The sequence below is a fragment of the Vreelandella titanicae BH1 genome, assembly GCF_000336575.1.
GTDB classification, from domain to species: domain Bacteria; phylum Pseudomonadota; class Gammaproteobacteria; order Pseudomonadales; family Halomonadaceae; genus Vreelandella; species Vreelandella titanicae.
In genome coordinates this window covers 83,626-97,056 of sequence record NZ_AOPO01000004.1, presented here as the reverse complement: position 1 = coordinate 97,056, position 13,431 = coordinate 83,626, and the positions used below count along the sequence as shown (strand labels likewise).

The window sequence follows — 13,431 nt, the reverse complement described above, 5'->3', positions numbered from 1 at the left end:
ATTAAAAGGAGGAATTGAGATGTGCGAGACTCTAGAGAAAAGCGTTTCGTTTCGCGTGGCCACCCACCACGATCTGCAAGCTATCGTTCAGATGCTCGCCGATGATAGCCTTGGTCTAAAGCGTGAAGATCCTTCAAGTCCTCTGTCTCGTTCCTATCATATGGCCTTCGAAGCTATCGATGCTGATCCTAACAATGAGTTGGTAGTTGCAGTTACAGGTCATCATATTGTGGGCGTGCTTCAAATCACCTTCATTCCATATCTAACCTACCAGGGGGGATGGCGAGCTCAGATAGAGGGCGTTCGCGTATCCAAGGAAATCCGGTCATCTGGAATTGGTCGCGCTATGTTTGAGTGGGCCATAAATCGCGCTAAAGAAAGAGGGTGTGTTCTGGTTCAGCTCACAACTGACAAGCTGAGGCCGGATGCATTACGCTTTTATGAGGGCTTCGGCTTCGTCGCATCTCACGAAGGAATGAAACTCAAGCTGTAATCCTGCAAGCAGGCGAGGATTCTTTAAGGCCTCCCAATGTTTGGCCTCTTTGGCTAATAAAAACGTCAATGCGACCTGGCTGCTTTAAATCCAGCTGTTTACGCTCATCGTTAAGCTTCTCCCTTGACCACCTACAGAAGATATTTGAGTACACATATGGCCTTTATTGAACCCGTCACCCTCTCTGCGCGCGGCGTAAAAATCGTGCCGCTTACACTCAACCACGAAGCCGGTCTGCGCGCTGCCGCAGCGGACGGGGAGCTATGGAACCTGCGCATTACATCGGTACCAGCGCCTGACGAGACGCACCGCTATATTGATACTGCTTTGAAAGCCCGAGAGGAAGGCCACCGCTTTGCCTTTACCGTCATTGAAGAGGCCAGTGGTACGGTGCTTGGCTCTACGAGTTACCATGATATTTTGCCTGACGTAAAAAGAGTGGAAATTGGCTACACGTGGTACGCCAAGCGAGTGCAGCACACGCATGTCAACACCACTTGCAAGCTGCTGCTATTGACACACGCTTTCGAGACGTTGGGCTGTAATGTGGTCGGCTGGCGTACTGACAACTTCAATTTTGCCAGCCAGCGTGCAATTGAGCGCCTAGGCGCGAAAAAGGACGGCGTGATCCGTGGCAACGTGTTGCGCCGAGACGGTACTATTCGCGATACGGTGATGTATAGCCTGCACAAGGGCGAATGGTCAGAGGTGCGTGCGCATCTCGACTATCTGTTGAGCCGACCCCGTGCGTAGTGAGGAAAGCGTCGTGGCTTAGTCGATCAAGGCTTTGTAGTGTCGCTATATGCATGCTTAAACGCCATACAAGCATGACTGGATCCGTTTATTCAGGTGTTATGGTACGTGTTGAGGAGGTGGTATGTCGTTCGAAGAGTTACGGTCTGAAGTGCATAAAACTTACATGGAATACTATGTTGCTGGTTTTAAGAGCAACGACGTAACGCTGATCGATAAAATGGTCAAATATCCAATCGCATATATTAAAAATGGCTCGGTGATAATGTGTGATTCCTATCCGATAGACCCCAAAAGCCTTAAAAAAGAAAAGGGTTGGGATCATTCTGTCGATTGGAGATTCGAGGTGACAGCTGTCAATGATAGTGAAGCTCATGCAGTTGCCTCTGCTGTCAGATGCAGAAAAGATGGTTCAAAAATTGAGAGTGTTCATGGGTTCTATGCTTTTACCAAGACGGCCGATGGATGGAAAATGTATGCCGTTGCGGATACTACCTTCTGATCATAACAATGCGCAGCGGTGCACACTTGCAGCCAACGGGCGTCTTTGAAGAGCATCGCTTTGCTTCAAATTAAGTTTCTAGAGTCACAGTTTTCAGGTAATAAGGATCGTTAATGAAGAAAATGTTTCTAACTTCATCGTTTGCGGATGTGGCGGATCTATTTTTAAAATTTACCGGGGGGAAATGCGCTGGCAAAACGGCTACCTTCATTCCCACGGCGAGCCTCGTGGAAGAGGTGAGGTTTTATGTGTCCGCTGGCAAGGAAGCCCTCGAAAAGCTAGGTGTTATCGTTGATGAACTTGAAATTTCAACGGCGTCTAAAGATGAAATAGAAAGCAAGCTTCAAAAAAATGATTATATCTATATCACTGGTGGAAACACTTTCTTTTTACTTCAAGAGCTAAAAAGAACAGATGCAGGTAAAGTCATAATAGAACAAATAAATTCAGGGAAGATATATATAGGTGAGTCAGCCGGTTCTATTGTTGTGTCGCGCGATATTGAGTATGTTAAGGACATGGACGATTTCACGGTAGCACCTAACTTAGGCTCTTTTTCCTCGCTAGGTCTAGTTGCTTTTTATCCAGTCCCACACCATACCAACTTTCCATTCAAAGAATCCGTTGAGAGTATAATCTCCAGTTATAAAGAGAAAATAGGCCTTTGTCCAATCAGCAATACACAAGCAATTGTCGTAAATGATAATGAGTTTGAAGTATGGCCTGACGAAGCTTAACAAAGCGAAACGGTACGTGGCTTGCAACCTCCGAACGCTTCTAAACTCGCGCCTCAGTGCTTGGCATTATAAGTATCCATATGGGTAAAAGGAGTCGTAAGTGTTTGAGGTAAAAGCAACCCAACATGTGCTGGTGGTTAACGAGCTTGAGAAGACCGAGAGTTACTTTCTCGACAAACGTTTGACGCAGCGGGCCTATACCCCCTCCACCAAGCCCTGGCTCAACGTTTAAACCATCGATCCAACAAACTAGCTGTGCGCCCATGCCTTAAATGGAGAGTCTAATTTTGAGCTATCTTGGTGGATGTTGCTGAGAAACCTCGTAGCTATTTTAGCTTTTGACGGTTAAACACGATCAGAACTGAAGGAGAGACACATGGTAACCAACACGGAGCTTCATGGGGCTTGTCTATGCGGGATTGTCAGCGTCACCGTTACCACCAAAAGCAACCATGTCGGCGTTTGTCACTGCTCAATGTGCAGAAAGTGGGGTGGGGGGCCGCTGTTTGCGGTGGAGTTTGCCGGTGATGTGGATTTTAACGGCTCGGAGCATATAACTACCTTCAGTTCCTCAGAATGGGCTGAGCGTGGTTTCTGCCAACAGTGTGGCACCCACCTCTTCTATCGCTTAAAGCAGGGTGGGCATTACGCGCTTCCCGTTGGCCTTCTTGATAGCGCGGATGATTGGAAAATAACCGAACAGATATTTATCGACCAAAAGCCCCCTTACTATTCACTAGCAGAAAAAACCAAGCAGCTGACCGGGGAAGAAGTGTTTGCCCAATTTGGGGAGCAGTAGAGGCTCAGTTCATGGTGCACCAATTCCGCTCTCTTACTAATGCTGGCTTGCACCGGAGCTTGGGTTTGCCAAGATGAGGGTTATAACCGGCAGCACTTGGCAAGGAGAGAGAGCCTTCATCAGCGGGCGCTACGTAATGCGTGGTAATCGACGGGGGAGCTTATGAGCGACAAGAGCAGAATCAGCTTGCAGTGCGTGGTGGGCGATATCGCTCGACAGTCCGATGTAGATGCCGTGGTTAATGCCGCCAATGCACAATTGAGAACCGGTGGGGGCGTTGCCGGGGCACTTCATCGCGCTGCTGGGTCCGGCTTGGCCGAAGAGGGGCAGTCAATGGCGCCCATCAACCCGGGCCAAGCGGTACTCACCGGCGGTCATAATCTGCCCAACCGCTGGGTGATTCACTGCCTGGGCCCGGCATACTGCGTCGACAAGCCGGAGGATCAACTGCTGGCGGACTGTTACCGCAATGCGCTGAAACTGGCCGACGAGCACGGTATTGAACGGCTTGCTTTCCCGGCACTGTCTACCGGTGCTTTCGGCTACCCGGCGGAAGAAGCCGCTCAGGTGTGTGCGGCTACCCTCGAAGCCATACTGCCCAGCTTGCATAAAGTGCGCCTGATCCGCTTTGTGCTGTTCGACGAAGCAGCCCGGCATACCCTCCACCAAGCTCTGGCTCAACGCTTAACCATTGATCCAGTAGACTAGCTGTAGCGCCAATTGTTTAGCATGACGCATGCATGAGAGCTGAGTGGAGGTGCAGCTTCTGCTTAGGGGGCAGCTTTAGCACTGCTGCGCTGCCGCGGGTGCACTTGAGCCTATTTTATAGCACTATCACGCCGCGTATTCTCCAGTTCTTCAATCATTCGGCGCGCTGCATTAGAAAGCGTTCGATTGGTATGCACCAAATAGCCCAGCGGTCGGTAAATAGGCGGGGTGTCTACCTTTAGCTCTACCAGTTCGCTGTCGATCATCTTTTCCGGCAGCAGGCTCCAGCCTAATCCTACGCTGCACATCATTTTTAGCGTTTCTAAATAGTTGGTCGCCATGCTTACAGGCAATTGAAGTCCAGCTTCGTTAAAACGTTTCGCAATAAGTGACCCTGTAAAGGTCTTCGCCCCCGGCATTACACAGTTGAATTCACACAGGTCGGCCAATGACCGGAGGCTTTGAGGTGCCGGGTCTTGGTTGGCAAGTGGGTGGTCAATCGCACAGGTAAAACAGAGCCGATCACGCCAAAGCTCTACGACCTGCAGTTGTTCATGAGGGTGGGGGGCGAGAGTCACCACCGCCATTTCCAGAGTGCCATCCAGCACCCCCTGGTAAGCCTGCTCAGAATCCAGAAAGCGCAGGTCGAGTTCGACTTCCGGATGGCGCTGAGTGTACTGCTTTAATAGTGGTGGTAAGCGGTGCAGGCCAATATGGTGGCTGGTGGCCAGGGTAAGCTTGCCGCCCACTTGGCCAGACAGGTTGGCTAGTGCCCGGCGGCTGTCCTCAACGGTAAACAGGATGCGCCTCGCTTGGGGCAGTAAGACATTACCGGCTTCGGTTAGCGCAATACGCCGACCAATGCGGTCAAACAGCCGTGCACCTACCTGAGACTCCAAGGTAGCGATGCGTTTGCTAACGGCGGGCTGGGTAAGATAAAGCTGCTCCGCCGCGCGGGAGAAACTTTGCGTATCGGCGACAGCCAGAAAGGCTTGTAGGCTTTGGGTATCCACTTACGAATCCTTGAATAAGTATTCCTGTTTGGAATCTAATCTATGAATAACATGAATTGCTTTTATGCGCGAGTCGCGTAACACTCGTGCTATCGCCATATAAGCAGCACGAAGAGGCTGCCATACCGAACTAGCAGGGCACTGCCCAGGAGAGCCACATGTCAGGTCAAACCCTTTACGACAAACTCTGGAATCAGCACTTGGTCAAGCAGCGCGACGACGGTACTGCCTTGATCTATATCGACCGCCAGCTGCTTCACGAGGTGACTTCGCCTCAAGCGTTCGAAGGCCTGCGTTTAGCTAATCGTAAGCCGTGGCGTTTGGATGCCAACTTGGCCACGCCTGACCATAACGTGCCGACGACCATTAAAGAGCGCGCCGAGGGAAACAGCGGTATTAAAGACCCAGTGTCGCTGATTCAAGTGCAAACCCTGGACGACAACTGCCTTGAGTACGGCATCGAAGAGTTCAAAATCAACGACCCGCGCCAGGGCATCGTGCACGTAGTTGGCCCCGAACAGGGCGCAACACTGCCAGGAATGACCGTGGTGTGTGGCGACTCCCACACCGCGACCCACGGTGCCTTTGGCGCTTTGGCCCACGGTATTGGTACCTCGGAAGTCGAGCATGTAATGGCGACCCAGTGCTTGCTGGCGCAAAAAATGAAGAATATGCAGGTGCGCGTGGAAGGTGAGCTTGGCCTGGGCGTAACAGCAAAAGATGTGGTGCTGGCGATTATCGGCAAGATTGGCACCGCTGGCGGTACCGGTTATGCCATTGAATTTGCCGGTAGCGCGATTGCTTCGCTCTCTATGGAAGGGCGCATGACCGTGTGCAACATGGCCATTGAAGCGGGCGCACGGGTTGGTTTGATCGCCGTTGACGACACCACGATTGATTACCTTGCCAAGCGCCCTTTCGCGCCCACGGCAGAGCAGTGGGAAGCCGCCGTGGCGGACTGGCGCAACCTAGTTTCTGATGACGATGCGCAGTTCGATAAAGTGGTTACTTTGCAGGCTGAAGAGATCGAGCCACAGGTGAGCTGGGGCACCAGCCCGGAAATGGTCACCGGTATTTCCGGCCAAGTGCCCGATCCCAGCGCTGCGCTGGATGAAACCGTTCAGCGCAGCCACACTCGTGCCTTAGAGTACATGGGCCTTCACGCCAATCAGAAAATCACTGATATCAAGCTGGATAAAATCTTTATTGGCTCCTGCACCAACTCGCGCATTGAAGATTTACGCGAAGCCGCCAAAGTCGCCAAAGGTAAGAAAGTGGCTGATTCCATCAAGCTGGCCATGGTGGTGCCGGGTTCTGGCTTGGTGAAGCGCCAAGCTGAAGCGGAAGGTTTGGATAAGATCTTTATTGAAGCAGGCTTTGAGTGGCGCGAGCCGGGCTGCTCCATGTGTTTGGCCATGAACGCGGATAAGCTGGGTGCCGGTGAACACTGCGCCTCTACTTCTAACCGAAACTTTGAAGGGCGCCAGGGTTACGGTGGCCGCACGCACTTGGTCAGTCCAGCCATGGCAGCGGCAGCGGCGATTGCCGGTCACTTTGTTGATGTTCGCAGCTTGCCCGCTAACGACGCCACTCACGCTCAGGAGGCCTAAACCATGAAAAAATTTGAACGTTTTGAAGGCGTGGTAGCACCCCTTGACCGCGCCAACGTCGACACCGACTTGATTATCCCGAAGCAGTTTTTGAAGTCGATCAAGCGCACCGGCTTTGGCGTTAACCTGTTTGACGAACTGCGTTACTTGGATGAAGGCCAGCCGGGGCAGGACTGCTCACAGCGCCCGCTGAATCCTGATTTCGTCTTGAACCAGCCGCGTTTCAAAGGCGCGGAAGTGCTACTTGCTCGGCGCAATTTTGGCTGCGGCAGCTCTCGTGAACACGCGCCTTGGGCGCTGGAAGATTTCGGTTTCAAGGTAGTGATTGCGCCTAGCTTTGCCGATATCTTCTACAACAACTCGTTCAAGAACGGCATTTTGCTGATTACCTTCCCAGAAGACGTAATAGATCGCCTGTTTGCCGAGGTGGATGCCAATGAAGGCTACCAGTTGGATGTGGACTTGGAGAACCAGCGGGTCATTACCCCGAGCGGTGAGATTTTAGAGTTTGAAGTGGATGAGTTCCGCAAACACTGCCTGCTGGAAGGGCTGGACGATATTGGTCTGACGCTAAAAGACGAAGACGCCATTCGTGCTTTTGAGCAGAAGCATAAAGCTGCGCGCCCCTGGTTGTTCCGGCAGTCTGCCTAAACGCTTTCCAGTTTTCACAGTAAGTTTGATAGCGCGTTGCAACCCCATTGCAATGCGCAAAGCGGCCAAAGTCGCTCGATAACATGTTAAGGAATCAGCATGACTCATAAGGTATTACTGCTGCCGGGTGACGGTATTGGCCCCGAGATTGCCGCCCAGGCGGCACGTTTGTTGAAGGCATGCCAGGAAGCGGGCTTGGATATTGAAGTAGAAGAGGGCTTGGTGGGCGGCTCTGCCTATGATGTCCACGGCGAGCCTCTGCCCGCAGAAACCCTGGAAAAAGCCAAAGCCGCTAGCGCTATTTTGCTGGGTGCCGTGGGTGGCCCAAAGTGGGACAAAATTGAAGACCTCTCCAAGCGTCCGGAAAAAGGCCTGCTGGGGCTGCGTAAAAACCTTGGATTGTTCGGCAATCTGCGCCCGGCAATGCTCTACCCGCAGTTGGCCAGCGCCTCGAGCCTGAAGCCAGAACTGGTGGCCGGGCTGGATATTATGATCGTTCGCGAACTCACCGGCGGCATTTACTTCGGCCAGCCCCGTGGCATTGAAGTACGAAATGGCGAGCGGGTCGGTTTTAACACCTATATTTATTCTGAAAGCGAAATTGAGCGCATTGGCCGCGTCGCCTTTGAAATGGCCCAGAAGCGTGGCAAGAAACTTTGCTCAGTAGATAAAGCTAACGTGCTGGAAGTGACCATCTTGTGGCGTGAAGTGATGGAGCGTTTAGCGCCGGAATACCCGGACGTTGAGCTTTCCCATATGTACGTCGATAACGCCGCCATGCAGCTGGTGCGCGCACCCAAGCAGTTTGACGTGGTGGTGACTGGCAATATGTTTGGCGACATTCTCTCTGACGCTGCCGCTATGCTGACCGGCTCCATCGGTATGCTGCCTTCTGCTTCGCTAAACGAAAGCGGGCAGGGCATGTACGAGCCATGCCACGGTAGCGCGCCGGATATCGCCGGCCAGAATGTAGCTAACCCACTGGCCATGATGCTTTCGGTAGCCATGATGCTGCGTTATTCGTTGGGTGAAAATGCCATGGCGGAGCGTATTGAAGCCGCCGTCGGCAGCGTGCTGGATGACGGTCTGCGCACTGCGGATATCGCCTCTGAAGGTATGCAGACCATCGGCACTGATGCCATGGGCGATGCGGTGTTAGCGGCGTTTGCTAAGCAGTGAGTAAAGTCGTCGGGCTACCCCCGCGCCCTTATTTACTCAGCCATTATCATTGAGCCGTTGTTCAGTGCGGCTTCAAAATCACCGTAAAGAAGTGTGTATAATGTGAGTACTCATTCTTTGCAGGAGGACTTCATATGTTGAAAGTCGGTTTCGTGGGATGGCGTGGCATGGTGGGCTCAGTGCTGATGCAGCGCATGCAGGAAGATGGTGACTTCAACGGCATCGAGCCGGTGTTCTTCACCACCTCCCAGGTAGGCCAGCCCGGCCCCGACATCGGTGTCGACGTACCTCCGCTGAAAGATGCCTTTGATATTGAAGCGCTCAAAGCGTTGGATGTTGTTGTCACCTGCCAGGGCGGTGACTACACCAAGCCAGTTTATAAAGATCTTCGCAGCGCAGGTTGGAAGGGCTACTGGATTGACGCCGCCAGTACCCTGCGCATGGAAGATGAAGCGACGATTGTGCTGGATCCGGTTAACCGCAAGGTGATCGACGACCAGCTAGCCAAAGGCGCCAAAACCTTTGTCGGTGGCAACTGTACCGTGAGCCTAATGCTGATGGGCTTGGGCGGTCTGTTTGAAGCCGATATGGTCGAGTGGATGACCTCCATGACCTACCAGGCGGCTTCTGGTTCGGGCGCTAAGCACATGCGTGAGCTGCTCAACCAAATGGGCCAACTGCGCGACAGCGTCGGCGAAGAGCTAAAAGATCCGTCAAGCGCGATTCTGGATATCGACCGCAAAGTAACGGCTGCCATGCGCAGCGGTGACTTCCCGACCGATAACTTTGCCGCACCGCTGGCAGGTAGCTTGCTGCCGTGGATCGATACCAAGCTAGATAACGGCCAGAGCCGCGAAGAGTGGAAGGGCAGCGTTGAGACCAATAAGATTCTCGGGCTCGACAACAACCCGATCCCCATTGATGGCCTGTGTGTGCGTATCGGCGCGATGCGTTCGCACAGCCAGGCGTTCACTATCAAGCTGAAGCACGATGTGCCGCTTGATGAGATCGAAGATCGCATCGCCAAGCACAATGAGTGGGTCAAGCTGATTCCTAATGACAAAGATGCCACCATTGCTGGTCTAACGCCTGCGGCTGCCACTGGCACGCTGCAAGTGCCGGTTGGGCGACTGCGTAAACTGCAAATGGGCGGCGAATACCTCTCAGCATTTAGCGTGGGTGACCAGTTGCTGTGGGGCGCCGCAGAGCCGCTGAAGCGTATGTTGAAGATTCTTCGCGAACAGTAATTGTTTATTGTTGTACGCCAGTCGAAAACGGGAAGCTGTTCGCAGCTTCCCGTTTTTTTCGGCTAGTCATCTTGATAGTGGGAATAACACCGTTATTTCGTTAAGTTATGACAAAAAAGACTTAGTAAAATTATTTGGTATCAGTCGTTAAAAGTAAGTAGGTGATCAGGGAACATTCATGAAAAAATCACTGACATGGATTGCATGGCTCTCGTTGAGTGCAGTAAGTCCGATTGCGCTGGCCGTTGGTTTTGGGCAGGCGAGTGTCAGCTCATATCTGGATGCGCCTTTAGATGCTTCGATCCCTCTGCTCGAAAGCAGTGATTACGCCCTCGACGAGATTCATATCAGCGTTGCCGAGCCTCCAGCCTTTGCCTCAGCAGGCCTTGAATGGACGCCATTAGCGGCCAGCGTGCGCGTCCAGATTCAAGAGCAGCAGGGGCGCCGACAGGTACGCTTAAGCTCTGATAAAACGATGCAGGAGCCCTGGCTTGATTTGCTGTTAACGGTGGAGTTGCCAGACGGGCAGCAGTTTCGCGACATAACACTACTGTTTGATCCCCAAGGCTATGCTCAGAATCAAGCGCTTGCTCAAAATGCTGCCCCCAGCTCGTCAGCAGTAAGCAGTGCCGTCACGTCTCCGCTTGCTCAGCCCAGTTCGACGCCGCCATCGAGTGCCTATGTGGGGAGCGGCGATACCCTATGGAGCGTTGCCGAGCGTATTAAACCTGACGAGGTGAGCGTACAGCAGATGATGCTGGCGCTGCTGGAGGCCAACTCTGAGGTCTTTCCATCGGGCAATATAAATGACATGCGTGCAGAGCAAACACTTCGGGTGCCTAATTCTGAACGCATTCTGGCGCGCTCTCACGGTGATGCCGATGCTGCTATCAAAGCGATGAATGAAGCCTGGCAGCAACGCCGCCCTGGCTCATTGCAAACAGTGGCGCTACCGAAGGTTGAAGCCGCCACGTCTGTTTCTGCTACCTCCATAGCCGCCGACCAAGCTGGGGTTGAAGAGGAAGTCGACGAGCCTGAAGCAATAACGCGTTCGGAGCTGACCGAGCAACTGCACCTAAGCCAAGCGACATTACAGCAGGTTCGTGAAGAGCGTGAGTTGATGCGCGCTGAGCTTGATGAGCTGCGTGGTGAGGTTGCCTCCCTAACGCAGGCGCTAAGCGATACGTTGGCTGCTCAAGAGCCACCTTCAGCGCCACTCATTGCTAGCATGGATGAGACGAAGAGCCCGGGTGTGGCTGGCTTAATTGAGCGCTACCAGTGGACGTTGGCTTTGGCCGCCATCACACTGCTGCTAGCGCTGTTGGCATGGTTACGTAAGCGCCGAGAGGAGACCTGGGAAGACATTCCGCTGGCTGAACCCGTGGTTAAGCCAGCGGCTTCGCCTCGCGTAGACCCCAAGGCTGAGAACGATGCTCTTGCCACTAACGCCGCGCCGACATTAGATACTGATCAGTGGCTGGTCGACGATCAAGGGCAGACGCCATCGCAAGACGACCCCCTTCGCTATGAAAAAAGTCAGGCATCGGGACTCGCTGAGCAGGGGCGTCAGCGGAGGCTGAAGCTACACGCTGTTTCCGCTGACCGTTCTCAAAATGTCTCTTTAGCACCGCCGCCGAGTCCTATGCCCATGAGCCAACTGCTAGCTTCTATCCGTGCCGGTATACCTGCCTCTGAGCCTGCGGCTGCTAATGCTCATGTGCAGCAAACCGACAAGCCTTCTGAAACAGCTGAGGATCTAGACCATCGCTTTATCGATTACCACCCGCCGATCTTAAACAGCGCTTCACCCACCCATGATGGTCAGCGCACCGAGACCCCAATGCAGCCCACGGTGGAGTTCTTCAGTGAGTCGCATGCCGAACCGGTGCCTCCCGCGAAACAGCCACGTAGGCCAGTTGAAGAGGAATGGGAAATTGAAGAGGTAGCATTCAAGCCTCGAGGCCTGGATAATAGCGATCCTTCAAAATCTTCAAAATGATGTGGCTTGATGACGCTGTTCTATCACTTCGATGAGAAAATTCCGCTTACCGGCCGCTTGGCAATGGGTATCGAGTACGACGGTACCCGCTACTGCGGTTTTCAGCGCTTAAACCATGCTGCATCGGTTCAGGCATCGTTAGAGGATGCGCTGTCCAAGGTGGCCAATGAGCCTGTCCGGGTGAATGCCAGTGGGCGCACCGATTCGGGGGTGCATGCGACCCGTCAGATCGTCCATTTTGACCCGCCGGTAGGGCGCTCCGAAAAAGCCTGGATCTTTGGCGCTAATACCCATTTGCCCCGCGACGTTGCTGTACGCTGGGTGAAACCAGTGGGCGATGACTTTCATTCACGCCTATGCGCCCTGGGGCGCCGCTACCGCTACGTGCTGTTGAACCAGATCAGCCGCCCTGTATTGGAGCGGGCCAATGTGACCTGGTGCCGTGACCCGTTAGACGCCGATGCCATGCACCGGGCCGCCCAGGCGCTGGTAGGCGAGCACGATTTTTCCAGCTTCCGTGCCGCTGGGTGTCAGTCCAAAACCCCCTGGCGACATATGCACTTTGTGGACGTAAAGCGCTACGGCCAGTTGGTGATGATCGATATTCAAGGCAACGCGTTCTTACACCACATGATTCGCAACATTGCCGGGGCGCTGGTAAGCGTCGGACGCGGTGCCCAGGATGAAGCTTATATTGGTGAACTTTTAGCGCTTAAAAACCGTCGCAAAGGGGATGTGACGGCACCCGCCTGTGGGCTGCATTTTGTCGATTCGGTCTACGATGAGCGCTTTGATTTGCCTAAAGAGCCGTTGGGGCCGCATCTGCTCTCATTTACTGGCGAGTGGACGGGAGAGCGCGAGCTTCCTGATACGCCACGGGTGGCCTATCGACGCAATCGCTCGTTGTGTAACCCGGCAGCTACCCCGAAACAGGAGGCGTCGCCATGAGTGCTTCTCCGCAAACCCGCACTCGAATCAAGTTCTGTGGTTTTACGCGTGGTGAGGATATTGGCCTCGCCGTGGCGCTGGGCGTGGATGCCTTGGGTTTTGTGATGTGGCCAAAAAGTGCGCGCAGCGTGAATGTCGAACAACTGGCGGCGCTCTCTGCCCGCGTGCCTGCCTTTGTGACCCGTGTGGGGCTGTTTGTCGACCAGCCTGCTGAGCTCATTGAGCAGTGCTTGCCCTATCTCGATATGCTTCAGTTTCATGGCAATGAAACGCCCGATGAGTGCCAGCGCTTTTCGCTACCCTGGATGAAAGCGCTGCGCATGCGCGATGAGATAGATCTTACCCATGAGGCAGAGCGCTATCATCATGCTCAGGCGCTGCTGCTAGACGCGTATCGACCGGGGACGCCGGGGGGCACGGGGGAGACCTTTGATTGGTCTAGAATTCCCGCAAATCTTGCAAAACCTGTTATCCTCGCCGGTGGGCTGAGTGCTGATAACATTGCTGACGCTGTGCGTCAGGTAGCGCCTTATGCAGTGGATGTGTCCGGTGGTATTGAAGCCTCTCACGGCTGTAAAGATGCTGACAAAATGGCGTCTTTCGTGCGTCATGTGGCGTTAGCCGACACCCACTAGCGTTCCCCGCATAAGTTTATGTAAGCCTAGTTTTTGTGTAATTTATGCGTATTGCTTATGGGTATTTTATCGAGCTACGTGTTTACGTCGATTCATTTATTGTTTGCCTGCTCTGGCGATCTTGTGAGGTATCCCTGTGACTGTTTCTGCGACGCCT

15 protein-coding genes are annotated in these 13,431 nt (G+C 53.5%); 14 read left to right on the top strand and 1 reads right to left on the bottom strand.

Annotated features, from left to right (window positions below; genetic code table 11):
- Positions 1-19 precede the first annotated feature (19 nt).
- The 7 genes from HALTITAN_RS09485 (at position 20) to HALTITAN_RS09460 (ending at position 3,992) form a co-directional block, all read left to right on the top strand.
- A complete protein-coding gene (locus tag HALTITAN_RS09485) occupies positions 20-493 on the top strand; it encodes a GNAT family N-acetyltransferase (protein ID WP_009286964.1) in 474 nt (157 codons plus the stop codon).
- Positions 494-649: 156 nt separating this feature from the next.
- Positions 650-1,246 (top strand): GNAT family N-acetyltransferase, encoded by a 597-nt coding sequence (locus HALTITAN_RS09480; protein WP_022523207.1) that lies wholly within the window; start codon positions 650-652, stop codon positions 1,244-1,246.
- 124 nt (positions 1,247-1,370) lie between these two features.
- On the top strand, positions 1,371-1,748 hold the full coding sequence (locus HALTITAN_RS09475; protein ID WP_039859062.1) for a hypothetical protein: 378 nt from the start codon (positions 1,371-1,373) through the stop codon (positions 1,746-1,748).
- A 113-nt stretch (positions 1,749-1,861) separates the two neighbouring features.
- Positions 1,862-2,485: a peptidase E gene (locus HALTITAN_RS09470; protein WP_009286962.1), complete on the top strand. Its 624-nt coding sequence runs from the start codon at positions 1,862-1,864 to the stop codon at positions 2,483-2,485.
- Positions 2,486-2,585: 100 nt separating this feature from the next.
- Entirely contained in the window at positions 2,586-2,717 is a 132-nt protein-coding gene (locus HALTITAN_RS26215; RefSeq protein WP_255200382.1) for a hypothetical protein, read from the top strand.
- Between the two features lie 144 nt (positions 2,718-2,861).
- Complete coding sequence (locus HALTITAN_RS09465; protein WP_022523210.1) at positions 2,862-3,284, top strand: GFA family protein; 423 nt, start codon at positions 2,862-2,864, stop codon at positions 3,282-3,284.
- 162 nt (positions 3,285-3,446) lie between these two features.
- Positions 3,447-3,992 (top strand): macro domain-containing protein, encoded by a 546-nt coding sequence (locus HALTITAN_RS09460; RefSeq protein WP_009286961.1) that lies wholly within the window; start codon positions 3,447-3,449, stop codon positions 3,990-3,992.
- A gap of 110 nt (positions 3,993-4,102) precedes the next feature.
- Here HALTITAN_RS09460 and HALTITAN_RS09455 read toward each other — a convergent pair whose 3' ends face one another.
- Entirely contained in the window at positions 4,103-5,005 is a 903-nt protein-coding gene (locus HALTITAN_RS09455) for a LysR family transcriptional regulator (RefSeq protein WP_009286960.1), read from the bottom strand.
- 158 nt (positions 5,006-5,163) lie between these two features.
- Between HALTITAN_RS09455 and leuC the strand changes: the two genes are divergently transcribed.
- The 7 genes from leuC to HALTITAN_RS09420 all read left to right on the top strand — a co-directional run bounded on the left by leuC (position 5,164) and on the right by HALTITAN_RS09420 (position 13,274).
- Entirely contained in the window at positions 5,164-6,615 is a 1,452-nt protein-coding gene (gene leuC / locus HALTITAN_RS09450) for a 3-isopropylmalate dehydratase large subunit (protein ID WP_009286959.1), read from the top strand.
- A gap of 3 nt (positions 6,616-6,618) precedes the next feature.
- A complete protein-coding gene (leuD, locus tag HALTITAN_RS09445) occupies positions 6,619-7,266 on the top strand; it encodes a 3-isopropylmalate dehydratase small subunit (RefSeq protein ID WP_009286958.1) in 648 nt (215 codons plus the stop codon).
- A 99-nt stretch (positions 7,267-7,365) separates the two neighbouring features.
- A complete protein-coding gene (gene leuB, locus HALTITAN_RS09440) occupies positions 7,366-8,445 on the top strand; it encodes a 3-isopropylmalate dehydrogenase (RefSeq protein WP_039859060.1) in 1,080 nt (359 codons plus the stop codon).
- A gap of 134 nt (positions 8,446-8,579) precedes the next feature.
- On the top strand, positions 8,580-9,692 hold the full coding sequence (asd, locus tag HALTITAN_RS09435) for an aspartate-semialdehyde dehydrogenase (RefSeq protein ID WP_022523215.1): 1,113 nt from the start codon (positions 8,580-8,582) through the stop codon (positions 9,690-9,692).
- Positions 9,693-9,870: 178 nt separating this feature from the next.
- The gene (locus tag HALTITAN_RS09430) at positions 9,871-11,691 is read left to right on the top strand and encodes a type IV pilus assembly protein FimV (protein ID WP_039859057.1); all 1,821 of its coding nucleotides are present in this window, start codon (positions 9,871-9,873) and stop codon (positions 11,689-11,691) included.
- A 9-nt stretch (positions 11,692-11,700) separates the two neighbouring features.
- The gene (gene truA / locus HALTITAN_RS09425; protein ID WP_039859055.1) at positions 11,701-12,639 is read left to right on the top strand and encodes a tRNA pseudouridine(38-40) synthase TruA; all 939 of its coding nucleotides are present in this window, start codon (positions 11,701-11,703) and stop codon (positions 12,637-12,639) included.
- On the top strand, positions 12,636-13,274 hold the full coding sequence (locus tag HALTITAN_RS09420; RefSeq protein WP_009286956.1) for a phosphoribosylanthranilate isomerase: 639 nt from the start codon (positions 12,636-12,638) through the stop codon (positions 13,272-13,274). The genes truA and HALTITAN_RS09420 overlap by 4 nt, the downstream gene beginning before the upstream one ends.
- The last annotated feature ends 157 nt before the right edge of the window (positions 13,275-13,431 follow it).

Bases quoted from the DNA above. Each gene is read 5' to 3' on its own strand.
- leuB (WP_039859060.1), top strand. From the start codon at position 7,366: ATGACTCATAAGGTATTACTGCTGCCGGGTGACGGTATTGGCCCCGAG.
- HALTITAN_RS09480 (WP_022523207.1), top strand. From the start codon at position 650: ATGGCCTTTATTGAACCCGTCACCCTCTCTGCGCGCGGCGTAAAAATC.
- leuD (WP_009286958.1), top strand. From the start codon at position 6,619: ATGAAAAAATTTGAACGTTTTGAAGGCGTGGTAGCACCCCTTGACCGC.
- HALTITAN_RS09465 (WP_022523210.1), top strand. From the start codon at position 2,862: ATGGTAACCAACACGGAGCTTCATGGGGCTTGTCTATGCGGGATTGTC.
- HALTITAN_RS09470 (WP_009286962.1), top strand. From the start codon at position 1,862: ATGAAGAAAATGTTTCTAACTTCATCGTTTGCGGATGTGGCGGATCTA.
- HALTITAN_RS09460 (WP_009286961.1), top strand. From the start codon at position 3,447: ATGAGCGACAAGAGCAGAATCAGCTTGCAGTGCGTGGTGGGCGATATC.
- leuC (WP_009286959.1), top strand. From the start codon at position 5,164: ATGTCAGGTCAAACCCTTTACGACAAACTCTGGAATCAGCACTTGGTC.
- HALTITAN_RS09420 (WP_009286956.1), top strand. From the start codon at position 12,636: ATGAGTGCTTCTCCGCAAACCCGCACTCGAATCAAGTTCTGTGGTTTT.
- truA (WP_039859055.1), top strand. From the start codon at position 11,701: ATGACGCTGTTCTATCACTTCGATGAGAAAATTCCGCTTACCGGCCGC.
- asd (WP_022523215.1), top strand. From the start codon at position 8,580: ATGTTGAAAGTCGGTTTCGTGGGATGGCGTGGCATGGTGGGCTCAGTG.
- HALTITAN_RS09485 (WP_009286964.1), top strand. From the start codon at position 20: ATGTGCGAGACTCTAGAGAAAAGCGTTTCGTTTCGCGTGGCCACCCAC.
- HALTITAN_RS09430 (WP_039859057.1), top strand. From the start codon at position 9,871: ATGAAAAAATCACTGACATGGATTGCATGGCTCTCGTTGAGTGCAGTA.
- HALTITAN_RS09475 (WP_039859062.1), top strand. From the start codon at position 1,371: ATGTCGTTCGAAGAGTTACGGTCTGAAGTGCATAAAACTTACATGGAA.